General features: G+C 49.2%; 19 protein-coding genes. 10 read left to right on the plus strand and 9 right to left on the minus strand.

The window, feature by feature from the left end; all coding sequences use genetic code 11:
- The first annotated feature begins 59 nt into the window (after window positions 1-59).
- Window positions 60-1,751 (plus strand): choline dehydrogenase, encoded by a 1,692-nt coding sequence (betA, locus tag WN56_RS00130; protein ID WP_046073047.1) that lies wholly within the window; start codon window positions 60-62, stop codon window positions 1,749-1,751.
- A 93-nt stretch (window positions 1,752-1,844) separates the two neighbouring features.
- On the opposite strand, the gene WN56_RS00135 is transcribed toward betA, so the two are convergent.
- From WN56_RS00135 to WN56_RS00145, 3 genes are read right to left on the minus strand one after another with little or no spacing between them, the layout of a single operon-like run.
- Window positions 1,845-3,803: an ATP-binding protein gene (locus WN56_RS00135; protein WP_046073048.1), complete on the minus strand. Its 1,959-nt coding sequence runs from the start codon at window positions 3,801-3,803 to the stop codon at window positions 1,845-1,847.
- A 15-nt stretch (window positions 3,804-3,818) separates the two neighbouring features.
- On the minus strand, window positions 3,819-5,777 hold the full coding sequence (locus WN56_RS00140) for an ATP-binding protein (RefSeq protein WP_046073049.1): 1,959 nt from the start codon (window positions 5,775-5,777) through the stop codon (window positions 3,819-3,821).
- 55 nt (window positions 5,778-5,832) lie between these two features.
- Entirely contained in the window at window positions 5,833-7,377 is a 1,545-nt protein-coding gene (locus tag WN56_RS00145; RefSeq protein ID WP_046073050.1) for a response regulator, read from the minus strand.
- A 382-nt stretch (window positions 7,378-7,759) separates the two neighbouring features.
- On the opposite strand from WN56_RS00145, the gene WN56_RS00150 reads away from it, so the two are divergent.
- From WN56_RS00150 to WN56_RS00165, 4 genes are all read left to right on the plus strand, one after another.
- Window positions 7,760-9,643 carry a methyl-accepting chemotaxis protein gene (locus WN56_RS00150; RefSeq protein WP_046073051.1) on the plus strand — a complete coding sequence of 628 codons (1,884 nt, stop codon included), beginning with the start codon at window positions 7,760-7,762 and terminating at the stop codon, window positions 9,641-9,643.
- Between the two features lie 87 nt (window positions 9,644-9,730).
- The gene (locus WN56_RS00155; RefSeq protein WP_158010032.1) at window positions 9,731-10,024 is read left to right on the plus strand and encodes a DUF3955 domain-containing protein; all 294 of its coding nucleotides are present in this window, start codon (window positions 9,731-9,733) and stop codon (window positions 10,022-10,024) included.
- A gap of 50 nt (window positions 10,025-10,074) precedes the next feature.
- Window positions 10,075-10,350 carry a YrhK family protein gene (locus WN56_RS00160; protein WP_046073052.1) on the plus strand — a complete coding sequence of 92 codons (276 nt, stop codon included), beginning with the start codon at window positions 10,075-10,077 and terminating at the stop codon, window positions 10,348-10,350.
- A gap of 316 nt (window positions 10,351-10,666) precedes the next feature.
- Window positions 10,667-11,860: a methyl-accepting chemotaxis protein gene (locus WN56_RS00165; protein WP_046073053.1), complete on the plus strand. Its 1,194-nt coding sequence runs from the start codon at window positions 10,667-10,669 to the stop codon at window positions 11,858-11,860.
- Between the two features lie 104 nt (window positions 11,861-11,964).
- Here the strand turns inward: WN56_RS00165 and WN56_RS00170 are convergent, their stop codons facing one another.
- The 3 genes from WN56_RS00170 to WN56_RS00180 form a co-directional block, all read right to left on the minus strand.
- Window positions 11,965-12,285, minus strand: coding sequence for an AzlD domain-containing protein (locus WN56_RS00170; protein ID WP_046073054.1), 321 nt, complete (start codon window positions 12,283-12,285; stop codon window positions 11,965-11,967).
- Window positions 12,282-13,004: an AzlC family ABC transporter permease gene (locus WN56_RS00175; RefSeq protein WP_046073055.1), complete on the minus strand. Its 723-nt coding sequence runs from the start codon at window positions 13,002-13,004 to the stop codon at window positions 12,282-12,284. Before WN56_RS00175 ends, WN56_RS00170 begins: the two co-directional genes overlap by 4 nt.
- A 188-nt stretch (window positions 13,005-13,192) precedes the next feature.
- On the minus strand, window positions 13,193-14,206 hold the full coding sequence (locus WN56_RS00180) for a bZIP transcription factor (protein ID WP_046073056.1): 1,014 nt from the start codon (window positions 14,204-14,206) through the stop codon (window positions 13,193-13,195).
- Between the two features lie 288 nt (window positions 14,207-14,494).
- Between WN56_RS00180 and WN56_RS00185 the strand changes: the two genes are divergently transcribed.
- The 3 genes from WN56_RS00185 (at window position 14,495) to WN56_RS00195 (ending at window position 18,427) form a co-directional block, all read left to right on the plus strand.
- Window positions 14,495-15,700, plus strand: a complete 1,206-nt coding sequence (locus WN56_RS00185; RefSeq protein ID WP_046073057.1) for an MFS transporter — start codon at window positions 14,495-14,497, stop codon at window positions 15,698-15,700.
- Between the two features lie 277 nt (window positions 15,701-15,977).
- Window positions 15,978-17,567, plus strand: a complete 1,590-nt coding sequence (locus tag WN56_RS00190; protein ID WP_046073058.1) for a SulP family inorganic anion transporter — start codon at window positions 15,978-15,980, stop codon at window positions 17,565-17,567.
- Window positions 17,568-17,578: 11 nt separating this feature from the next.
- Window positions 17,579-18,427, plus strand: a complete 849-nt coding sequence (locus WN56_RS00195; protein ID WP_046073059.1) for a universal stress protein — start codon at window positions 17,579-17,581, stop codon at window positions 18,425-18,427.
- 116 nt (window positions 18,428-18,543) lie between these two features.
- On the opposite strand, the gene WN56_RS00200 is transcribed toward WN56_RS00195, so the two are convergent.
- The 3 genes from WN56_RS00200 to WN56_RS00210 all read right to left on the minus strand — a co-directional run bounded on the left by WN56_RS00200 (window position 18,544) and on the right by WN56_RS00210 (window position 21,678).
- Complete coding sequence (locus tag WN56_RS00200; RefSeq protein WP_046073060.1) at window positions 18,544-19,092, minus strand: hypothetical protein; 549 nt, start codon at window positions 19,090-19,092, stop codon at window positions 18,544-18,546.
- 133 nt (window positions 19,093-19,225) lie between these two features.
- Window positions 19,226-19,726, minus strand: a complete 501-nt coding sequence (locus WN56_RS00205) for a response regulator (protein ID WP_046073061.1) — start codon at window positions 19,724-19,726, stop codon at window positions 19,226-19,228.
- Window positions 19,723-21,678: an ATP-binding protein gene (locus WN56_RS00210; protein ID WP_046073062.1), complete on the minus strand. Its 1,956-nt coding sequence runs from the start codon at window positions 21,676-21,678 to the stop codon at window positions 19,723-19,725. The genes WN56_RS00205 and WN56_RS00210 overlap by 4 nt, the downstream gene beginning before the upstream one ends.
- 282 nt (window positions 21,679-21,960) lie before the next feature.
- Between WN56_RS00210 and WN56_RS00215 the strand changes: the two genes are divergently transcribed.
- Both WN56_RS00215 and WN56_RS00220 read left to right on the plus strand, forming a co-directional pair.
- Window positions 21,961-23,256, plus strand: coding sequence for a DUF945 family protein (locus WN56_RS00215; protein WP_046073063.1), 1,296 nt, complete (start codon window positions 21,961-21,963; stop codon window positions 23,254-23,256).
- Window positions 23,257-23,321: 65 nt separating this feature from the next.
- A complete protein-coding gene (locus tag WN56_RS00220) occupies window positions 23,322-24,062 on the plus strand; it encodes a PilZ domain-containing protein (RefSeq protein WP_077666836.1) in 741 nt (246 codons plus the stop codon).
- The last annotated feature ends 2 nt before the right edge of the window (window positions 24,063-24,064 follow it).

A 24,064-nucleotide genomic window follows, 5' to 3' on the forward strand; every position in this document is an offset into this window, starting at 1 on the left:
TGTTGCGACTGTTCCGGGCTAATGCCCTGCACACGGGAAGGACAAAATTTGGAGGTTTTATGGGACAGCAACAAAATTACGACTATATCATTGTCGGTGCAGGCTCGGCAGGCTGTGTTCTGGCGAACCGTCTAAGTGCTAACCCAGATAACAACGTATTGCTACTCGAGGCAGGGCGGCCAGACTATCGGTTGGATTTTCGCATCCACATGCCTGCCGCATTAACTTATTTGCTTACCGATAGCACTTACAACTGGCTGTATGAATCTGAGCCCGAGCCAAATATGCACAATCGTCGTATTGCACAGCCTCGCGGTAAAGTGCTCGGTGGTAGTAGTAGCATTAATGGCATGATTTATATTCGCGGCAACGCGTTGGATTATGAAAAGTGGGCCAACGAACATGGACTTAAAACGTGGGATTATGCCCATTGTTTACCGTATTTCCGTAAATGCGAAACACGTTTGGCCGGTCAAAATGATTATCACGGTAATAATGGCCCGCTGGCCGTCACCACCGCGAAGTGTGATAACCCTTTGTTCAGTGCTTTTTTTGATGCGACGCAGCAAGCGGGTTATCCGTTGACGGACGATGTGAACGGTTACCAGCAAGAGGGCTTTGGTATTTTCGATCAAAATATCTATCGAGGTCGTCGCCACAGCGCGGCTAGGGCGTACTTACACCCGGTGATGAACCGTAAGAACCTTACAGTGATCACCGGCGCGACAACAGACAAAGTGCTGTTCGAAAACAAAACCGCGATGGGTGTGGAATACCGTAAATGGGGACGGACGAAAACCGCGTATGGCGCCGAGATCATCAGCTGTGGTGGTGCAATCAACTCACCGAAGCTATTGCAGCTTTCAGGCATTGGCGATGAGACCATGTTGAAGAATTTGGGTGTTAAGCCTGTTCATCATTTGCCTGGGGTGGGAGAGAACTTGCAAGACCATCTTGAACTCTACGTGCAGTATGAATGTAAAGAACCGGTCAGCATGTATCCCGCGCTTAAGTTCCACAATCAACCGAAAATTGGTTTTGATTGGCTATTCCGTCGTAAAGGCGCAGCGGCCACCAACCACTTTGAAGCGGGTGGTTTTGTGCGAGGTAATGATGAGGTGGCGTATCCGAACTTGCAGTTCCACTTTTTGCCACTGGCGATCCGTTATGATGGCTCGGCACCGAACAAAGGACATGGTTTCCAGTTGCATGTCGGACCAATGAATACGGATGTGCGTGGCCATGTTAAAATTCGCAGCACGAACCCGGATGAGAAGCCAGAGATCTTCTTTAACTATCTCTCCACGCCACAAGAGCGTAAAGAGTGGGTCGAAGCGATACGCGTGTCGCGAGATATTATCGCCCAGCCGGCCTTTGATCATCTACGTGGCAAAGAACTCTCGCCCGGGAGCGCGGCGCAAACAGATCAGGAGATCCTCGATTTTGTGGCACGCGAAGGGGAAAGTGCGTATCACCCAAGCTGTACCTGTAAAATGGGCTTGGCGAGCGATGAAATGGCGGTGGTCGATGAGTCACTCAAGGTACATGGCGTCAATAACCTGCGTGTGGTCGATGCCTCCGTGTTCCCCGCGATCACCAATGGCAACTTGTACGCGCCGACGATTATGGTGGCGGAAAAAGCAGCGGACATGATCATGGGGCACACTCTTTCACCAGCGAAAGATGCGGAATACTACCGCTATCTGCCTGACCATACTCCGGCACCGGAAAAAGACGCGGCGCTTGTCTAAATCCCCGTGTACGCGTTAACGACAAGAGCCAGTCTTGTGCTGGCTCTTGCTCATTATCTTTTCCTTGGTTCCGTGTTCTTATGGCTGAATCGGTTATTCAGTAGAACTTTCAGTTTGTGGCGCAGATGTTTCTGTCAAAAACTTAGGCAGGCTGAGCACCACGGTAACCCCCTGATTGATATTGGAATCGAAATGAAGTTTTCCTTGCAGTTTTTGGTGCACCAGATTGAAAACGAGATTGAGGCCGAGTCCCGACCCCCCTTTGCCGCGTGTGCTGGTGTAGAAGGGCTCAAAAATACGTTGGTGAAGTTCGGGCGCAACCCCGACACCATTATCGGTATAGCGGATTTCCACGATCTCACCTTTATCGGCAATACGAATGTGAATACGAGGATCATTAATTGTGTCAAAGGCATGGCGGACACTGTTCATGACCAAGTTGGAAATAACTTGGGTAAGTACTCCGGGCAGGCTGCTCATAACAAGCTTAGCGTCGCCCTCGACGATAGGCACAACTGGTACTTTCTTGGTTTCGGGGCGCAAACTTCCCATTAATGCTTCAAGTGTTTGCACGGGACGGAATTGACTTCGATTTTCAGAGACTTGGTCGACCGCTGTTTGTTTGAAATCCCGAATTAATCGTGCGGCACGATTGAGGTTGTTTTCTAGCATATGCGTGCCATCCGTGACCTGTTTCATCACGGTGGCATACTGCTCACTGGTCAAGGTTTTTTGCTCGAATGCGCGGTTAAGTGTGGAAACCGCGTCTTTGATCACTGAATTAGCCGTTACCGCGATACCTAGGGGCGTGTTCACCTCGTGGGCAACGCCCGCTACCAAGCTACCCAGCGCGGCGAGCTTTTCGGATTCTACCAGTTGATTTTGTGCGGCTTTAAGGTTTTCCATACTCTGCGCGAGATCCTGGGTTCGTGCTTCAACGGTCGCTTCTAAACTCTGGTTCAGTTGCTCGAGTTCCAACTGGGTCGTTTTAAGCTCGGTGATATCAATCGCGGTTCCGCGAAAGCCCGTGAAGCCGTGTTCGGTGAAATGTGCTATTCCTCGGAAAACAAAATAATAGGTGTGTTTGCCTAAGGTGATTTTTTCTTCACACATGGTGAAATCAGCGCAAGCATCCAGGTTATCTAAAAGTGATGCACAGTGATGCAAAGCAGGTAACGACTTCACTTTTGGACTGCTTTCAATCGGAATGGCAAGTGCTAACTGCATCGCCTCAGAACAAAACGTTAGTCGCTGCGTGGCATCAGTTTCCCAAAGCCAGTCAGAGGCTGCGCGGGTAAAATCGGTGAGCCGCTCCTGCTCTAGTGCGATATTTTGATATAGGTTGGTCATCCGCAAGGTGATTTTATTGGTTTCGTCCGCCAGCCAATCGAGTTCATCACTTTTTTCCATAATGAACTTACGATGTGTCAACCGCAAAGGTTCGTGGACAGGTTCGAGAGGATCAAAGCTAGCCAAGTGCTTGGTGATAGCAAATACACGTTGGCTGACGCTTTGGTGGAAGACCCATAAAATCAGCGAGCAGACAATCAGGGTTTTTATCCCGTTCAAAACGAGCGTAACGAGAAATTGCTGTAACAAGAGGTCATAGATTTTTTGCGCGTCAGATTCGACGCGTAAGGTGCCCAGATTAATGCGGCGATTGGTGTCGGGGTGGAAATAATTGAGCTCCGTCTGGCTGACCACATTACTGCTGGAAAGTGGTTTTCCTGCATCCAACACCACGCCATCAAACTCAATCGAGAGATAGTCGATATAGGGAAGGTTGACTAGGCCATCCAGTCGATTTTGCGCACTCACAAGGTCAAACACCCATAAAGACGACGCAATTAAGTCGGCGTGGACGTTTTGAATTTCCGCATGGCGGCGGTCAACATGGTCAAAGGCTTCCTCGTAATCCCATGATAGCTGCAGTAGCGTGGTTAATATGGTAAAAAAACCACTGAGTAGGACCATCAGCAGAATGATTCGGCGGCCAACAATACTAAAAAGTGGGTGCTTGAGACCTTGTTCAAACCTTTCTAGCTTTTCCATTCTATGCGCATCACCTTACTCTTTGCTTTCACTCGCGTAGCGGGCTATTTGGCTTGATAAGCTTAGGGGGATCAGAAACATAAACTTCACGCCTTGCCCGGGTGCTGATTCAAATTGCAGCTCGCCGCCTAGCTTTTGTTTGACGAGGTTAAAGACCAGATTGAGGCCAAGCCCTGAGCCTCCTCGCCCGCGTTTGCTGGTATAAAACGGTTCAAAAATTCGATGGTGAAGGGACTGCTCGACACCGCAGCCATTGTCTTGGTAACAGAGGTAAAGGTGGTCTCCTTGTCTTTCAAATTCGATCGTTATTTTAGGGTTATCGGTCTCGTCAAAGGCATGGTTGATGCTATTCATCACGAGGTTAGAGACGACCTGGGTGATGACGCCGGGTAAGCTATACATGACTATGTCAGGCTCGCCACTGACCTCGGGAGTCACCGGGATTTTACGGGTTTCTGGGTGTAAGCTGGCGACGAGTGCGTCTATTGTCTGTTTGACATCAAATTCGGTGAGCGCTTCTGATACTTGATCAACCGCGGTCTGTTTAAAGTCACGAATAAGATGTGTCGCACGCTTGAGGTTGTTCTCCAGCATGATCACGCTGTCGTTCACCTGCTTAATCAATGAAGCAAACTGCGTGCTGGTCAACGTTTGTTCCTCAAACGCTTGATTGAGCGTGTGGGTGATATCTTTAATCACGGATGATGCGGTGACGGCGATGCCTAAAGGGGTGTTGACCTCATGCGCAACACCTGCCACTAGACTCCCCAGTGCCGCGAGCTTTTCCGACTCGACCAACTGTTCTTGTGCCGCTTTTAAGTGCTCCATATTCTCTTGGAGTTCACGGGTTCGCTCATCAACGGTTTCTTCTAGGTTATGGTTTAATGTTTCCAGTTCAAACTGGGCCGTTTTCAGCGCGGTGATATCGATGCCCGTGCCTCTGAAACCGCGAAAACCATCAATACCGTGATGGGCAAGCGCCTGAAAGACAAAATACCGGCTTTCACCCTCAACGGGTACGATTTCCTCACACATCGAAAAGTCCTGCTGTCGATGAAGATTGGCCATGAATTGGTGACAACCGACAGCAGAAAGCAACTTGTCAAGGTGCGGATACTGGTTGGGATTAAGGTCAAACGCCAACCGCATCGGATCGGAGCAAAAGGTCAGCTTGAGATCGGCGTCGGTTTCCCACAGCCAATCTGAAGAGACATGGGTAAAGTCAGACAAGCGCTCCCGTTCTAGCATAATATTGCGATAGAGCGTTGACATATTCTGGGTGATTTTATTGGTTTCGGCTGCTAGCCAGTCGAGCTCGTCTTCTTTTTCCATGATGTAGCGTTTGCGGGGCAAGGTCAGCTTTTCTTCGTTGGGATCAAGCGGATTGTACTGACGTAAAAACTGCGCCACTTTAAACACGCGTTGGCTGACGGTATGGTGAAACACCAACAAAATGAGGTAGCAAACAATGAGTGTTTTTATTGCGTTCAATAGCAGTGTGATAAAAAAGTGTTGTATCAGATCATTGTAGATAGCGTTCGTGTTGGACTCGACGTAGATAGTACCAATCCGTTGGATTTTCCCCGTATCGGGGTCGTCATACTGGAGCGGATACTCATTGACCATTTTACTCACGTCTAAGGGGGATCCCGCTTCAAAGAGGTAGTTCTCTGAGCGCACGGCTAAATAATCAACATGTGGCAAATTGATTAACCCATCAATGCGCTCTTGGACACTGGTTAAGTCATAGATCCAAAGCGAGCTGGCGAGTAAGTCGGCATGAATGTGTTCAATTTCGTAGTGTCGGCTGTCCACCAGATCGAACGCTTCATCGTAATCCCAATAGGTTTGTAGCAAGGTGGTGAGAATGGTAAAAAAGCCACTGAGCAAAATCATGATCAGCAAAATCCGTCTTCCTACTAAGCTGAAGAACGGATTACGGATGCTGTCATCAAATTTGTGGCTTCGGCTCATAGACAGTTTGATCTGTTATATATCGTGATTAAGACCCAAGGCGTCACTGTTCTACTTAATCTGGATACGCGGCGCGGATAGCAATAAAGTCGTCCCAATGCTCAAGCAGCAAGTCGACCAGCTTGGGCTCGAAATGCTTGCCACGTTGAGCCACGAGCTCGTGGCGGATGTCATCATCACTCCACGCTTGTTTGTACGAGCGCTTCGAACCTAGGGCGTCGAATACATCTGCCAATGCTGAAATTCGACCACTGATCGGAATGGCCTCGCCGGCGAGCTGATTGGGGTAGCCTGTTCCGTCCCATTTTTCGTGATGGGTGGCTGCAATCTCTTTGGCTTCGACGATCAGGCGCCGCTTGGAGTGGCTCAGAATTTCTACCCCATACTCGACATGCTTTTTCATCGTCTCCCATTCCTCCGCATCGAGTTTGCCCGGTTTGTGTAAAATCGCGTCTGGGATAGCGACTTTACCGACATCATGGAGGGGGGAGCCATGTTTCAGCAGCATGGTTTTGTGTTCGTCCAAACCATAGAGCTGCCCTAACTTTTCACAGAATAAAGATACCCGTTGTACATGCGCTCCGGTTTCTTTACTCCTTGCTTCCACCGCGTTTGCTAAGTTGTAAACCAGCTCTTTGGAGGTCTCACGCAAATCGACCATTAAGCTTAAGTTCTCAAACGTCAGTCCAATGTTCTGCATGTAAATTTTTAGCAAGTGCTGATCGAGCTCTGATAGAGCTTTGTCATGATTGACATACAGCAAAAACTCGACATCTTCATCATCGCGGTGGAAAAGCACAAATCCGTCGTCGAATTGGATACTTTTCTGTGCTTCAAGCGCTTGCTTGCAACGGTTTGAAACATTGCTAGGGAGTTTATCAAAGGCGCATTCGGTGTAGCAGTTTACATACTCCCCGGTCGCCGCCAGGGTGAGTGCGCGGGATTCTTCTGCTCCCGGGCGAGGTTGAACCACACAATAAAACGCAGAGTCGTGGATATAGAGAAGGGATGTGAGTTGCTCGAGCACCGCGGTGGCGTAGTGTTGAAGATTGGTTGTGTTTTGCACGTTGGCCGATGCTTCAATCACACGCCGCAACCCTTCTTTCTGCTCTTCAATCATGCAGAGGTCGCGGTAAGAACGCAGCATGGAATATAGTAGAGTTTTGAGTTTTTGTGTGGTGAGCTCCGTTTTCTCTTTGTAGTCGTCAATATCATATTCACGGATCACCCGGTCTTCCGGTGCTTGACCGGCTTGTCCGGTACGCAATACTAGGCGGATCAGGTGGTTATTCATTTCATCTCGAATATGCCGTACCAAATCCAAACCTGCGTGCTCGGTTTCCATTACCACATCAACGAGTGCCAACGCGATATCTGACTCTTTCTCCAACACTTCTCGTGCTTCCTGCCCAGAGAGGGCAGACAATATCTCTAAAGGGCGTCCTTGAAACGTGAATCCCGTTAGCGCGAGCCGTGTTACCTCATGCATCAGATCATCGTCATCAATCAGCAGTATCCGCCATGGCGCTGCATCAGATGCTGAATTGGTCTCATTAGACTTGGGAGATGCGCCGTCACGTTGATCTGCAAACAAGTCCATTCACTTCGCCCCTATTCGCGTTTATCTCAGTTAGTTAAAGCGTAGTTTAGGACTTTCAAAGTTGCGAGGAGAGGGCGAGTGATTGATACTTAAGTCACTTTCCTTGGTTTTGGGTTTGTTACATTTCTCTGATCTGGCGCAGTATGTGTGCTAATTGGGCTGCTAGCCTTGGAGTAGACAAGCGATGGTCTCGAGGCTTGAACTCAGGTATGTTGCATGAAATTGGTCAATTTATCGCCTTCTGACAACAGCTTGAGTAATTGTCTTGCACCATTGTTGTGATATACCTATCAGTTGTATGGCGCTTATTTTGCGGGTGGCAAAGAACGCTGTTTTACTAAAAATCATTATTAAAACATTATGACAGACGAACAAGGCCGTTATGTTTAAAAAACTCTCCCTCAAACACAAGCTCGCGCTGTCGGCAAGTGTAGCCATCATTATCGGTGGTTTGCTCGTTGAAGCGTTATCGTTTCGCGCATCACTCTCCCGGCTGGACACCGAAGTGGCACAGCGATTGGAAAGTACCACTGCATCATACAATCAATATGTCTCTGATTGGGTCGCGTCAAAAGAGCGTGCGATGACCTCACTCACCAGTGAGGCCGATGAGAACAATATGGTCACTCATCTCAAGCAAGTACGTGATGCAGGTGGCTTTGACAATGTTTTTCTTGCCTACCCAGATGGCAGTCAGGATAACGCAAATGGTGTTGTGCTACCGCCGGGCAATGACGACCCGCGCAAGTGGGGTTGGTATATCAACGCCAAAGCGGACCCATCGAGTGTGTTTATGGATAATCCGACGGTTGCTGCGGCAACCGGCGCCAATGTGGTGTCGTTAGGTAAAGCGCTCCAGTTCAACGGCGATACCTTGGTGCTTGGGGCGGATGTTGAAATTGGCGACATTATCGAAGGTCTCGAGAAGGTGATTTTGCCAGGTAATGGCTATATGTTTATCGCCAACAGTGAAGGCAATATTTTTACTCACGCCAATACCGAGCTACTTAACGAGCCAATTAACCAGCTAGGCTTGTCTTTCAGCACGGTGAAGTCTGCCATGAATTCGGGTGAGAGTGTGATGGCCGACGTGGGCGGGGCAGAAAGTGTGGTATATGCCAAACCCATTAAAGATACCGGATTAATCACTGTCACCGTTATTAACTATGACTCCTTAGTCGCGCCACTGTTTGATGCGGTGTGGGGGCAAATTGCAGTAACAATTGCCGTGGTGATTGCGTGTACGCTGCTCTTTAATCTACTGGTGAATATTCTATTTAGACCGCTGACTAATGTCTCTAATGCCCTCGAGCAAATCGCTCATGGTAGTGGCGATCTCACTCAACGTATTGACGTTGAAAGTGAAGATGAAGTGGGGCAACTGGCGAAAAACTTCAACACCTTTGTTGGCAGTATGCATCAGTTGATTAGCCACATTCGCGAGCAAGCACAACAGCTGACATCACAATCGGATAGCAGTACGGAACGTGCGCGCCGCAACGTGGATGATATTAATCAGCAGCAGCAAGAAGTGACCATGGTAGCAACCGCCGTCACCGAGTTGGCGTCTGCGACACAAGAGATCGCCTCTCATGCTGAACATACCGCGAATACGGCGCAAGAATCCACCGCTAGTACCGATAACGGACGTGCGGTGGTCGAAAATACCAAAACATCGATCACCCGTTTGTCGGATGAGCTGAAACAGGCTAGCACTATCGTTGCCGAGCTAGATAAGCACTCGCAGGAGATTTCGACGGTACTATCGACGATTCAAGGAATTGCTGAGCAAACCAACTTACTTGCGCTAAACGCAGCCATTGAGGCAGCCCGCGCAGGTGAGCAAGGACGAGGCTTTGCCGTGGTCGCGGATGAGGTACGTATTTTGTCGCAGCGAACGCATGCCTCGACAGAAGAAATTAAATCCACGATTGAGACGTTGCAAACGACGACGGCAAGCGCGGTATCGACCATGGAGAGCAGCTCAGCGTTGGCAGGTGATTCTGTTTCTGATGTGGATAAAGCCACTGCCGCGTTGAGTGAAATTGATGCAGCGGTCAATCAGATCAGTGATATGGCGACGCAGATCGCGACAGCGGCAGAAGAGCAAACCCATGTGACGAGTGAGATCACACAAAACATCACATCCATCAAAGATGTCTCTGAGCACCTTGTAAGCAGTGCCAACGATACCTCGCAAGAGGCGGACAACCTGCGTAACCAAGCGACACAGCTGAGCGACAAGGTGTCGACATACAAGCTTTGAAGGGCGCACAACCAACACGCTAAATGAATCGGCCGCTACCTAAGCATCATGCAAGGTAGCGGTTTTTTTGAAAAAAATGTGAGAGACATGGAACTTTTAGTGTTGTGGTCAGTCTCAGAGAGTACTGAAGCAACGAATATAGGTTTTATGTTAACCCTACTGCGACATTTTCGTACCTCGTTTATCCTCTTCCTCATCGGCACGGGTTGCCTGCTCGCCTTCAACCTTTCCACGCCACATGTTGCTGCTAACGGCAGTCTCAACGAACCTTTCGCATTCATCCCGCTAGCTTGGTTGTTTTTAGGATTGAGTGCGGTCACGTTTGTGGTCAACATGGTGAGAACCATGCTGGGCATTAAACGGCAACACCTTGATTGTTAATGCCATGATTTGGCTATTCATTGTTAATACCAAGGTCCAGAGGAGGCAAGATGATACAGCGCAATGGCCCTGAGCTGGATATTGATATTGGTAATAAGCACTTAGTGATCCAGCGTCGCTATGAAGCGTTGGGGGCATTTAATGATTTGCTCATTGCGATTTGGTTTTTGATCGGTAGCTTCTTTTTTCTCAACGATGCGTTAATGGAAAGCGGGACTTGGCTGTTTATCGTAGGGAGTGCGCAACTGTTACTCAAACCGAGTATCAAATTGATGGGCCTAGTCCATGTTTCTCGCGTACAACAAAGGGCGCAGGAAACGGCATAACCCACTGTTATTCAATGAATTAGCAAATTGCAACGCATTACCGCTATTTTAAGTGGTTATTTTAAAAGCAGCTTTACGGGTAACCTTCCCTTGGACTGCTTTTTTTGTGCGAATTGCAATAGCGGGACAAGCGTTGGCCTACGACTTTATTCATCCTATCGAACTAGTTAAATATCTCATTTTCCAAACCGTTGATCTAAAAGCGTAATTGGCTACCTGCCTAACTTTCTCCCGCCGTGACGAATACTTGGCACTTATCTTGATTTCTGTCTGCAATGCTGGGCGTGCCTCAGCTAAAATCACAGGAGGATAAGCAATGCCAAAGGTATCGATTCGTGCGGTGACAATTGGGAGTTATGTCATCATGGTGGGGTTTACTGCCTCACTAATTATCCACTTGCCCTGGCTTAACGAGTACGTAGTGCTGGGGTTAAATGTATTGGTTGCAGGCTCGGCGGCTGTTTTTATTGACCGACGTTTTAAAGCTGGGCTTGCAAAAGTGAATCGATTCGCTAAGTCGTTAGCGCGAGGTGACTTAACGGCGGCGATTGATACGCGAGACGGTGATGAGTTTGCGGAGGTGGCCACCTCGCTTAACCATGCGGTTGAAAAGCTGCGCCGCACGGTACGCAATATTGAGAAAGCCGCCGATACCTTGGATAGCTTTACCGATGCCTCGGAAAAACGTGCGAAGAAAGGCGCTGCAATTAATGACGCGCAGAGCGAGAAAATAGACAGTATTGCCACCGCCATCGAAGAGATGACCACCACGGTGGGTTCGCTCTCTGAAGATGTTCAAGCCATATCGGAAGAAGCGGGCAAGATTGATTCGAGCTCGCGTCAGTCGCAACAAGAGCTTACCGATATGATGAGTGAGCTCGATGAGCTAGTGTCGGCGATTAAAGTGTCAGCCGAGATGTTTGACAAAGTTGAGCACAGTGCGAGTCAAATTGAGCATTTTCTCTCGGTGATCACCGATGTGGCTGAGCAGACGAACTTGTTGGCGTTAAATGCCGCAATCGAAGCGGCGCGTGCGGGCGAGCAAGGACGAGGCTTTGCCGTGGTTGCCGATGAAGTACGTCAACTGGCGAGCCGGACACAAGCGTCGGCGAGTGAGATCAATGATATGACCAAAGAGTTGTTCCGGAGTCTCAAGCAATCATCAGAGCTATCGGATCGCACCGAGAAGCTGGCGCAAAGTGCCTCATCTCAAGCCTCTGATACGTCCCAGTCGATTGAGGGGGTACTTGATAACTTTTCTACTATCAGTGATCGCATCAATTCCTTAGCCAGTGCGATTGAACAGCAAAGAACGGTGTCGACCGATATTGCCGCAAACATCAACCGTTTGACCGAATCTGGCGCGGAGGCAGCGGAAATATCGGAAGAAAACAAACAAGATATGGTGAAAATTAGCGACTTGTCAGAGTCTTTAAACCAAGATCTTGATGAATTGCAGCTGCGCAGTAAAAAGCCTGTCCTCGAGGCGGAAAAACAGCATGTGTCGTGATAAGAACGGGTGACTGAGACAACCACCAAATAAATTAAAGAGGTAGGGTGATGACCCTGCCTCTTGCTATCGTGGCATCGCACTGACTGGCTTATCGTCGTTATTTATCCCAGGACCCAAAGCTGAAGGGTAACGAAAAAACCAATCGATAGCCCGACCACTAATAAGGTCGATAGACGGGTACAGGCTAAACCGATAGCGACCAAGGCGCCGAGTAAATAAGGATTGGTGGTAGAGATAGCCAGCTGATCCTCGGGAAAGAAGACAATCGGTACCCATAGCGCGGTCAGGACCGCCGGTGCAGAGTAGGTCAGGAGTCGTTGCAATCGCGGCCCAATGCGCACAGGGATACTCCGTGCCAGTAGCAGATAGCGCACCGAGAAGGTGATCAGCGCCATGGCGACGATGATTAACCAATAACTCATGTTGACGCCCTCCGTGTCGGTAGCGACTCAGCCATTAGCCCCGCGACCATACCTACGCCGGTTGCAATGATTAACGCATTGGGGATGTGGTAATAGGTGAATAGCAGCATACTGACACCGCTTGCCAAGGCGCAAAGCAGTACGGGGCGGGTTTTTATACTGGGAACGGTCAGTGCGATAAAGGTGGCTGCAATGGCAAAATCGAGGCCGATCGCTTCCAAGGCTTTCAGCTGAGAACCAGCTAGAATCCCCGCCAAGGTCGCAAGATTCCAACCCACGTAAAACGCGGCGCCCGTATACAGGGCGTAGTGTTTAGAAAATCTTCCCTGCTTGCTGGTGTGTGCGGTTGAAAGCGCATACATTTCATCGGTCAGTAAAAAGCCGAGGCCGAGACGCCATTTAAGTGGCAAGGGAGTGATGTACTGTCGAAAGTGAGCACCATAGAGAAGGTGCCGTGCGCTAATCACCAGTGTGGAACCGAGTACCGCTGGTAAGCCCGCCGCATTGCCCACCATCATGGTGCCCGACAATTGCACCGCCCCGGCAAAAACCAGTAATGACATGGCTTGTGTTTGCAGTGCACTGAACCCCATTTGCAGCCCTAATGACCCGCAGAGTATCCCCCAAGGCAGGACGGCGAGGCACAACGGACTGACATCGCCTAATGCGCGCCATACTGATGCCTCAGGCGCATGCACCTCTTGTGCAGCCTTATGCATAGATCACCTTTTTGTTGTATTTGCTTGGTTATAAATTGTTTTTATCGGTAAGGTGCTAAAAGGTCAGGTAACGTACTGATTAACAAACTTACAAGATGTTTGTACCACATCGCTACACAGTCGCAAAGAACGGGATAGTTAAGTGGGCTTCCCGCCATGATACTCAGCGGTATATTGATGCTGGTGGTTTAACCCACCCAGTGATAATGGTGGTTCGGCTTTTTGGCCACCAATCCCTGCTGTTGTAAGTGGGTAAATAGGGTATCGACGGCCTCTTGGCTGAGTGCATATTCCGCCATCACGGCTTTTTTGCTACAACGCAGCGTTTTGGCGGCTAGCGCGGCTTTGATATCTGCATAAGGCGCATCCGTATCCTCGTGAGGAGACGCTGAATCCGGCGTGGTGGATTCCGTGTTGATATCATTGGCACGAGGAGAGGCCTTGTTGTTCAAAGGCGTAGGGGGCGTGGCATGTGGGTGACGATACCAATGGCGGAAACGCTGCTCTTCACCAATCACGCCGACAAAGAAAGCGGTGAACAAATCTAGCAACACAGAGAGAAAAATTACCAGCCAAGATTGGGCTTGATCGGCGCTGACGCCTAATGTGTTCGCAAGGTTGCTAATCAATCCCAAGATGGAGCCCTGTGCCACCGCGGGTAAACTATCGCGCTCTAACGCGAGTTGCTGTTGCTCTTTGCGTAATTGGTTGTTTTCTTTTTGTAATCGCGCTACGCCAGTCGCAATTCTATCCAGTTCGATATAACGCTCGGCGGCTTGATTATTCAAGGTGATTTGTTGCTCGATAGCATCGATTTGCCGGTTATAAGCGTCAATCTGCGCTTGGGCTTGGCGCTGCTCACTTTGCGCGGCATTGGTGGCACTATTGATGCCGCCAATACTGCCGCCAATCGAGATTAAGGCCAAAATGAGATAAAAAGCCAAGGCTGATAAGGCACCCACATAGTTGCCGTGCGCTCGGCGCTCACCAAACTCGTACCATGCGTAAAACTTACCCGCTTCAAAAATCACTGCCAGTGCCCCGAACAACCATTGCATCAGCGGGTTGTCGTCAAGGGATAAGAAAAGCAGCAGGGAAAAAATGGTAGAAGCCACAATGGCGGCACCGGTAAAGCTGTACACACTCAACATGGCGAATCGCCCTTTGGGGAAGCGTAACGCCATCTTGGTTGGCGCTGACATGACTGGATTCATATTGTTGTTATTGTCTGTGATATTGAGAGGGCGCAAAGCCTAGCGCATCTCGGCCCGTTTGTGTGTCAGTAAGCGGTGAAAACATGAATAAGCGATTGATCCATCGCCAATATGGATTAAAAGGCATCACAAAACCGACGTAAGCAGGTCGGGTTTCATTTCTTCTTCCGTGCAGGCATGTCATAGTCAGCTTTCACCTCATGCATTAAGTAAACCCTTGAAGGCGTGTTGATATATGACGTTTCAAAATGAAATGACAGGGGGCAATGGAGGCGTATGCTAGCGCGATCGTATGTGACATTAATCAGGCACCAATGGCCGTTAATTGCTTTTGGCTTTCTATCGATCTTTTTTGGCAACATTGGTCAATCGTTTTTCATCAGTTGGTATGGCAGCAGTATTAAAGATGCGCTGTTGTTGAGTGATGCAACCTACGGCGGGATTTACGCCATTGCGACCATGACCAGCAGCGTGTTGGTGATTAGCTTTGGTGGTGTGGTGGATCGGGTGCGGGTCGACAAACTACTGATCTTCTTTGCCACGTTACTGATGGTCGCGTGTGCGTTGATGTATTCCGTTGATAGTGTGGTGGGCTTGCTGCTGGTTTTCTTCTTACTGCGTTTTTGTGGACAAGGTTTTTTGCCTCACATCGCGCAGGCCACTGTGATTAAGCGTGCACAGCAAGATAAAGGCAAAGCCATTAGCTTGGTCGGCAGTGGTGTTGCCATTGGCGAGGTGGTTTTACCCTCAATTGTCATTGGCTTAATCGCGTTTTTGGGCTGGCGAGAAAGCTGGTTATTCATTGGTGCCACCCTGTTAGTGGTGTTTTTACCACTGGTGTTATGGCTAGTCAGAAAAGCAGACCTTAAGCGGACCCGTATTGACGCAGATAATCAAAACCACGCCAGCGATGCGAGTCGGCGTCAAGTTGTTCGCGACTGGCGGTTTTGGATGATCATACCGATAGCTTTGGTGACGCCGTTTTTGGTGACCGGCGTCTTTATCCAACAGGACTTTATCCTGGAAGCGAAAAGGTGGACGCCGGGCGTATTAGCGGGCAGTTTCGTATTTTACGGGGCCGTGCATTGGCTAAGCTCAGTGATATCAGGCAGCTTGATTGATAAATATCGTTCGCGAAATGTACTTATCTTAATTCCCATTCCACTGCTACTTGGGCTAATGGTGATAGCTAACATTGATCATACCCTTGCGGCACCGCTTTTTATGTGCCTTTTCGGTTTAGCGATTGGTGCAACCAATCCTGTGATTAATACCTTATGGGCGGAAATGTATGGGGTCTCGCATATTGGTGCCATTCGGTCTTTGGTGACTGGCATGATGATCCTCTCCACCGCATTGGCACCTTGGGTGTTCGGTATCGTTATCGATATTGGCTGGACGCTTAACCAACTGATTTATGCACTCATTGGATTGATTCTTTCCTTTACCGTGCTGTTGGTGCCTGTGTATCCACGTATATAAGATACAGCGCTAAGCCTAATGTGCGAAGGCAACCTTGCCTGATGGTAAAAATAAGCGAAAAAGGGGGTTGGAGAAAAGAATGAAATAAATCTGTGCTAAAAATATCACAATTACAAATTAAGCATCTGATTTATAGGCATTAAGTCGTTATTGGACAAAAAAAGGGGAGTTGACGCTTGGTCAATAAGTGACTAGGATCACGCGTTTTGATTTTCAGGTGAAATCAAGCCTGAAATGAGCGCGACACCTTTTTTAACCCAATTTTGTAGAGACGTTCATGATAGATAGAATTCAGCGTGATTGGTTCTCCAATGTACGTGGCGATATTCTTGCGGGTATCGTTGTGGCATTGGCCTTGATCCCAGAAGCGATTGCCTTCTCGATTATTGCCGGTGTGGATCCGAAAGTCGGGCTTTACGCCTCCTTCAGTATCGCAGTGATCATTGCCTTTGTGGGTGGCCGTCCAGGCATGATTTCCGCCGCAACGGGTGCGATGGCGCTGTTGATGGTGACCTTGGTGAAAGAGCATGGGCTTGAGTACCTATTGGCGGCCACTGTGCTAACTGGGATACTGCAAATAGCGGCCGGTTATTTAAAACTCGGTAACCTGATGCGTTTTGTTTCTCGCTCAGTGGTAACCGGGTTTGTCAACGCGCTCGCGATCCTGATCTTTATGGCGCAGTTGCCAGAGCTCATTGGTCCGGAAATCATCCAGGGTCTAAAGGTGACATGGGAAGCGCTCGCGGTGACCGATTCTGGTATTGGACTTTACTATCCACAAATCACTCTTATGGGCGAGATTATGTGGCATGTGTATCCAATGACGGCCGCCGGTTTGGCGATCATCTATCTTTTCCCTCACATTCCTCGTATTGGTAAAATGGTGCCATCACCTTTGATGTGTATTCTTATCCTAACCGGTATTGCAATGGCGTATAACCTCGACTTGCGTACCGTGGGTGACATGGGTGAACTGCCTGATACCTTGCCAGTGTTCTTATGGCCGGATGTGCCGCTAAACGTTGAAACCCTGGCGATTATCTTCCCTTATTCTGCAGCACTGGCTGTAGTGGGTTTGCTTGAGTCAATGATGACCGCCACCATTGTCGATGACTTGACCGACACAGACAGTGAGAAAAACCGTGAGTGTAAAGGTCAAGGTATTGCCAATATTGCCACCGGTTTCTTAGGCGGTATGGCCGGTTGTGCGATGATTGGTCAGTCGGTCATTAACATTAAATCCGGTGGACGTGGACGTCTCTCTACCTTGTTCGCCGGTGTGCTATTGCTGATTATGGTGGTGTTCCTCAGTGATTGGATCAGCCAAATCCCGATGGCCGCGCTGGTGGCGGTAATGATCATGGTGTCTATCGGTACCTTCTCTTGGGAGTCAGTGGTTAACCTGAAATCACACCCACTATCGACTAATATCGTGATGGTCTCGACCGTGGTGGTCGTGGTCTTCACCCACAACCTCGCGATCGGTGTATTGGTTGGGGTGCTACTGGCAGCCTTGTTCTTTGCCAATAAAATTGGTCGCTTTATGGTGGTCAAAAGCGAGCCTGAAGACAATGGCGATGCGCGTACTTATCGTGTTGTTGGCCAAGTCTTTTTTGCCTCGTCAGATCAATTTTTATCATCGTTTGACTTCAAAGAGGCGTTGGAGCGTGTCACCATCGATCTCTCGGCAGCGCACTTCTGGGATATCACCTCCGTGTCTGTGCTTGATAAGGTGGTCATTAAGTTCCGCCGTGAGGGTACCGAGGTGAATATCGTGGGAATGAATGATGCCACGGCGACCATTGTCGATAAGTTCGGCGTGCACGATAAACCAGAAGAAGTAGAAAAAATGATGGGTGGCCACTAAGGAGACCGACCATGGAACAAATTACCGCGTGCGTAGATGGCCCGCATTATTCAAAGCAAGTGGCAGATTTGAGCGTTTGGGCTGCCAAGCGCTTGTCTGTCCCTTTGACACTTTTGCATGTGCTGGATAAGTCCTCACACCAAGCGGAGCCTGAACTATCAGGCAACTTGGGCGTGGGTAGCCGTGAACAACTGCTACAAGAGCTGGTGGAGCTGGATGAGCAGCGCGCCAAGCTAGCCATGAAGCACGGCAAAGCCTTGCTGTCTGAGCTGGAAGAAGACGCTAAAGCCAAAGGGCTGAGCGATGTGCGCAAGTTGCAGCGCCATGGCAATTTGGTGGAGACCTTACTGGATATCGAGCCACAGACGCGGGTATTAGTATTAGGTAAATCAGGTGAACTACACCAAAACGACGCCAAGGCGATTGGTTCGCAGCTTGAAAGCGTGGTGCGCTCGATTAAAGCGCATACCTTGGTTGCTAACGGTGAGTTTTCAACACCTGAAAGCTACTTATTAGCATTCGATGGCAGTGACATCAGCGAAAAGCTAGTGGAAAAAGCACTGAGCACACCGCTGTTGGCAGGGATGACCTGTCATTTAGTGATGGTGGAAGACTCGCAAGAAAAGCTGGCAGCGTTTAAACGCGCGGCAGAGCGCTTGAAAACGGCGGGTGTCGATGTGGTTGAGGCTCAGTTAACCGGTGACGTGCACCGCGCGATTTTAGCGTATCAAACTGATAATCAAGTGGGCATGATCGTGATGGGTGCCTACGGGCACTCAAAACTGCGTCAATTCTTTGTAGGGAGTAATACCACTAAGTTGTTGGTTGAATCGACCGTGCCTATGCTATTGATCCGTTAGTTGTGCATGAGTGCATACATAAAAACCCGCAGCGATGCGGGTTTTTTTGATCTGACTTTCAACGTCTGGCGGCAATACGCCATTGCTTGATGGCAATGCATTACCGAGTGGACTTATCAGTATTTAAAACGCGTGGTAAACATAAACTGATCGCCGTACCACTCGTTAACACGATAGGCTGCACCGAGTGAGAATAGCTCAGTGGCATGGAATCGCCCGTAGGCAGATCCAAAGGTATCTTCTTCATCATCCACTGTTAGCAGGCCGATTTCGCCGCCAACTTCAACTTGTGGCCCAAGCCACTGACGCACGCCTAGGTTGACCTCTAAGCCGACATCACTATCAAAGTTGTCTTTGTTGACGCCACGCGCGAGTAGCTCACCGGTTAAGTCTGCCCAGTTGTTAATCGGCGCATGAAAGCCAATCCCAGCAGCCGTGTCCCAATCGGAATCAAATTCGGTATCCGCTTCTACGCGTACGTGCGCGTTGGGATGGATAGACATGCTAAATCCTGCACCATAGGTGAGTGGGCTAACACCGATGCGTCCTTCCAGATAGTCGTAACTGAAGTTACTCATGGTGGTGAGGTTGGCGTCTTCTTCATTGGCCACGGCGCTGAATGAAGCCAAAGCGACAATCGCGCTGGCTAAAAGAGATTTACGCATTATCAATTCCACTTGTTATTGGTGTTCAAATCATTCTATAAGACGATTGCGCGCAGAAACAAGCACATCCGCCCGTGAGTCAGGCTTTTTTACCGATTTTTGACCTATCGGCGTGTACGAACTGCTTTGGGGACTACTCTGCGCCCATATCCCATTTGTTGCGGTTGATGGCTTCTACAATCCTAGGGGTGTCCAGTACACTGGTCCACGGCAATAAATTGGCTTCGTGCGCGATGACATAGCTGGTGAGCTGATCGGTGACGACACTGACCAAGGTCTCTTTTTGCCAAGGTTTGGCAAGGTAATAGTGTAAACTGGCGTGATTAACCGCAGAGACCGTATCTTCCAAGCCTGCTTGGCCGGTCAGTAACACTTTGCGCGTCGACGCTGTCTCTGGCTGATTGGCTAACTCAATCAAAAATTCCACCCCGAGCTCGCCGGGCATAATATGATCACACAGAATCAATGCCAGCTTGGTACCTTCTGTGGCCATGTCCGCAATCACTTCTCGTGCTTCTGCGACTGACTCTGCCGCTTCCACCTCGAAGTGATCGGTAAAGCCTTGCAAGTCATCGATCACGCTATCGAGCACATCACGCTCATCATCAACACATAGGACTAAGTATTGGCTCATGGTTGGGGCTCCTTACTGGCAGAGGCGGGGAGTTCAATAGGTAACGTCACTGTCATTGTGGTACCGACAGCTGGCTGCGAGTGTACCTGAATATCGCCCCCTTGCTCATGGATAATGGTTTGGCACATGGTCAGGCCAATACCTAGACCAAAATGACCTTCGCGTTTGGTGGTGTAATTTAACGCAAACATTTTTGCTTGCTGCTCAGGGGTCATGCCTATACCGGTATCACTGACCGACACTTCTATCGTGCCAGAGGCTTGGTCATTGAGTGTTTTTACTGTCACTGTCAGTGTGCCTGGTGTTTGCATCGCATCTAAGGCATTGGCAATGAGGTTTGTCCATACCTGCGCTAAGGCCGAGGGCTGAGCAATAATATCGGGCACCCAGTCGTAGCGTTTTTCCAATTGATGAGGCTTGAGTCGATGCTCAAATAAGGTAAGGGTATCATCAATGTTTTCAATAATACGGGTGCGTTGGCGTTGTTCGCTGTCTTGACGGGCATAGGTGCGTAAGCTTTTGACGAGATCGGCAATACGCGCCGCGCAGACATGATTAGAGCGCAATAACCGCCCACAGCGGGCGTATTGCTTCCAGGTAGCAAGTTCGTGATTAAAGCCCTCACCCAGACGTTGTTGCCATTCTTTGATGTTTTCAGGCTGATACAACCCAATGTTGACTAAATCGCGCGCGATCCGTTTATCCCCGGTGAGGTCGCTTAGGGTGCGGGTATAGGTTCGAGCCGTGGCGGTTGATAGGGGGGTACTCTCGCGGTTTGTCTGTAAAAGCGACAGGGCTTGTTCGCGGCTGGCTGAGGTCAACGGGGTTTTTGCCACTTCCTCTAGGGCGTCTGCAAGTGCGTCACTGTTGCGTAAAATCGCTGACACTGGATTATTGAGTTCGTGAGCGACGCCCGCCACGAGTTGCCCCAGTAGTGCCATTTTTTCTTTTTCTAATAACTGGCGGTTGGCTTCGTCCAGTGAGGCGAGCGTTTGCTGCAGCTGGATTTCGGTATCGATACTGCGCTTTAAACGTTGGTTAAAGTGCAACAACAGGTATTGAATAAACAATGGCAGTAGCTCAGAGCGACTGGTCATTATTTTGCTAAATAACGCATGATCGATTTTGATCACCTGCGTCCGAGTGAGGGTGCGCCCCGTAGAGAAAGAAACGTCTCCCGTCACGAACGACATACTGCCAATCAAGCTGCCGGAAGAAAGGGTGGAAACATGGTGCTCTTGCCCTTCGTCATCTGTTTTATACAGCCCAACGTCACCATCGGTGATAAACCACAAAAAAGCATTATCTTGATTTTCTTTGGTAAGCACATGGTTGGCACTGTAGGTGCGGCACGCACGGCTTTCATCGTTGCCTTCAAAAAACGCATACAAACCGGCAATGACGCGATCGGCGACCGCTGCTTTGTCGGTTTCGCCTGGCGCTAACAATTGCGCTTGAAATTGGCTTATCTCGCGCTCAACTTGAGCATCTAATAAGGTGCGGTGATCTAACACTTCGGTATAACGCAGCAAATCATGTTGGCAATAGCGCAACACGTAGGTAGTGAGTTCTTTTTCGGCAACACGCTGCATCTCCTCGGCTCGCCAAGGCTTGTGCATACAATAATTGAGTCGGCCTTCATTCACCGCCTGCAAAATAATATCGTATTGCGGTGCCTCACTGAGCAAAACAGTCCGTGCGCCTTGACTGGCAGAGTGGTTGTCGACATTGACTAATAGATCGATACCGCGATTATCGTCCGACCCGTTATGGCAGATCAGTAATGCCACCTGTTGCTCGTTAGCCTTAAAGTCGTCGAGCATGGTATAGGCGTCGTCTGGGGTCTCTGCACTGCAAAGATCAAACACATCACGAAACGGCGCGAGGTCGTGAGACAACTGCTCTACCACGAAAGGGTCTTGGTCAATGCACAATATAACGTAGGGATTCATACACTCTGTCGATCTATTGCAAATATGCTTTGATTGTATGCATTTATCCGCGGCAATGATGCGAAATGGTCGACATTCACGAATAAATACACCGTATTCTGCATGGCGGTACTGTGATACACGCCCTTGCCTCATTAGTGAGAAAGTTCCTTCTTATTATTCATTGTCTATTGACCTGTGCGATGGCTTCCATAACAGTTTGCCTTCACAGTATAACGCGTTATCTTCAGCGCCTAATTTTAGTTACACTATGATTTTTCGCATGCCTGAGGCAAAGAAAACATGTTTTTAGGAAAGTATGGTGCCATCGCAGGTGGCCTTGCGATTGTTGCGTGTTGGCCGTTTGCGACTGGCCAAATCGCACAGTCGATGTATGAGCGAGAAGTCGATCAGCGCTCAACGGCAGAATTCACGCTTGAGCAGCAGACCTACGATCGCGGGTATTTAAGCTCGCAGGCGGTCACACATCTCTCATTTCAGGGTGAAACCAAAGCGATGCTTGCGCAGTCGGGCTTACCCGTTAGCTACGAAATCGCCTCAGAGATCTCCCATGGCGTGTTTGGCGTCTCGTCAAGCAACACGTTAGTGATGACGCCTGAGCTACAAGCGATCACCCAAAAAGCGTGGCCAGGTAACCCAACCCCAGTTCGTTTAGAGCTAGATACCTTGATGACAGGGGCATCCGATTATCACCTTACCGTCGCACCTTTTTCGCTATCAGAGGCGAGCAGTAACCTGACCGCGAGTGAGTTAAGCCTACAAGGCGAGATCGACCGCAAAGGACATGTGAACGCAACCTTTTCTTTACCCGCGCTGGCCTTCAACGACGATAGTGGGCAGCAACTGAAAGTGGATAGCGTGTCGGGGTCAGGAAGCGGCTATTTGCAAGATGGTCTGTGGATTGGTGAACAGTCTTTATCGCTCGAGCAAGCGCACTTCAGTGATGTGAGCGGTCAATCTTTAAAGCTGGGCGACGTCAAGCTTGAGATAGGGAACAAGTTGATTACGTCTGAGTCAACGTCAACCCGCGAGCTAAATAACACCAACCAACTGACGGTGGGAACGATTGCGTTACCGAACAACACGCAGTGGCGTAACTTGGTAGTGGCACTCGATGCCAATCATCTTGACTACAGTGCCATGTCCCAAATCGCGTTACTCTCGTCGCAGTGGCAAGAAGGTAGCGCACCAGTGAGTATGGAGGCCTTTGACCAAGCTTTGGTGCAATTGTTGCAATCGGGGTTATCGATTGATTTGTCGCCCGCCAGCTTAACCGTGCCAGAAGGCGATATCAGTGTCGACATGCACGTCGATGTGAAAGGCAGTGAGCCAACTGGCGTGTTTAATTTGCAGCAACTGGTCAATCAGGTAAGCGGTGATCTTGATGTTTCGGTACCCAATGGGGTGTTGACACAGTCACCGTGGCAAGCAAAAGTACAGGATCTGACCAAAGCGGGTTTTGTCACACAAACAGATAAAAATACTGTGCTGTCTGCCAAAATTGAGGGAAACCAAATCATCACCTCTGATGGCTCTGCCGTACCGCTGGTACAGTTTGTCATGTTTATGCTGATGTAAATGCCGCATGGGCACTGACTTGAGACGTCGGTGCCCTTAGTTATCCATCACAATAAAAGCGAACGATGATGCAGTCCTTGCCTGAACTTAAGGCCAAAAAATACAAAACGGTGAGAGAAGAGACCGTCATAGGGTTACGTGCCGTGGCATTTATGAAGCATGGCACCACGACGCAAGTACAAATAAAGACCCCAGTGGGACAAACGTACCGGTGTGAATGTACCTTTATCGGTTTTGATGGTGAAAAGCGCTTATTCTTTTCGCTACCGACAGAAAACCTTAATCAAGTTAATCAGTTTTTTATTGAAGGTTATCGCTTGGCGGTTGATGCAGTATCTGATGAGGGCGAGGGGGCTAAAGTGCGGTTTGCCTCTAAGATCTCAACCGTGCTCAAAACACCCATTAATTTGGTCATGGTCGAGTTACCGCAACAAGCCAAACTGATACAACAGCGCAAAGATAATCGTTATGAGTTAAACGTCAAAGGGGAAATTCCGCTCGATCATCGTCGTTTGCCCGTTAATCTTACCGATATTTCTGCAGGCGGTTGTGGGTTTAGTTTTGACGCCATTGCGCCTGTATTTGAAAAACACCACCAAATGGCGATTCAAATCCAAGCACCAAACAGTGACGAGTGTTTTATCTTGAGTGGGCAAATAGAGAACCGCCAACAAAAATGGGGCATGCAACGCTATGGCGTGTCGTTTGACCGCAGCGGTCTCAAACATTGCGAGGCGTTGATTAAACGGCTGGTTTACGATGGTTCCTATTATATTTTTAACCCACATGTAGAAGAAAAAGAGTGACA

It is taken from the genome of Salinivibrio sp. KP-1, assembly GCF_000968645.1.
GTDB lineage: Bacteria > Pseudomonadota > Gammaproteobacteria > Enterobacterales > Vibrionaceae > Salinivibrio > Salinivibrio siamensis.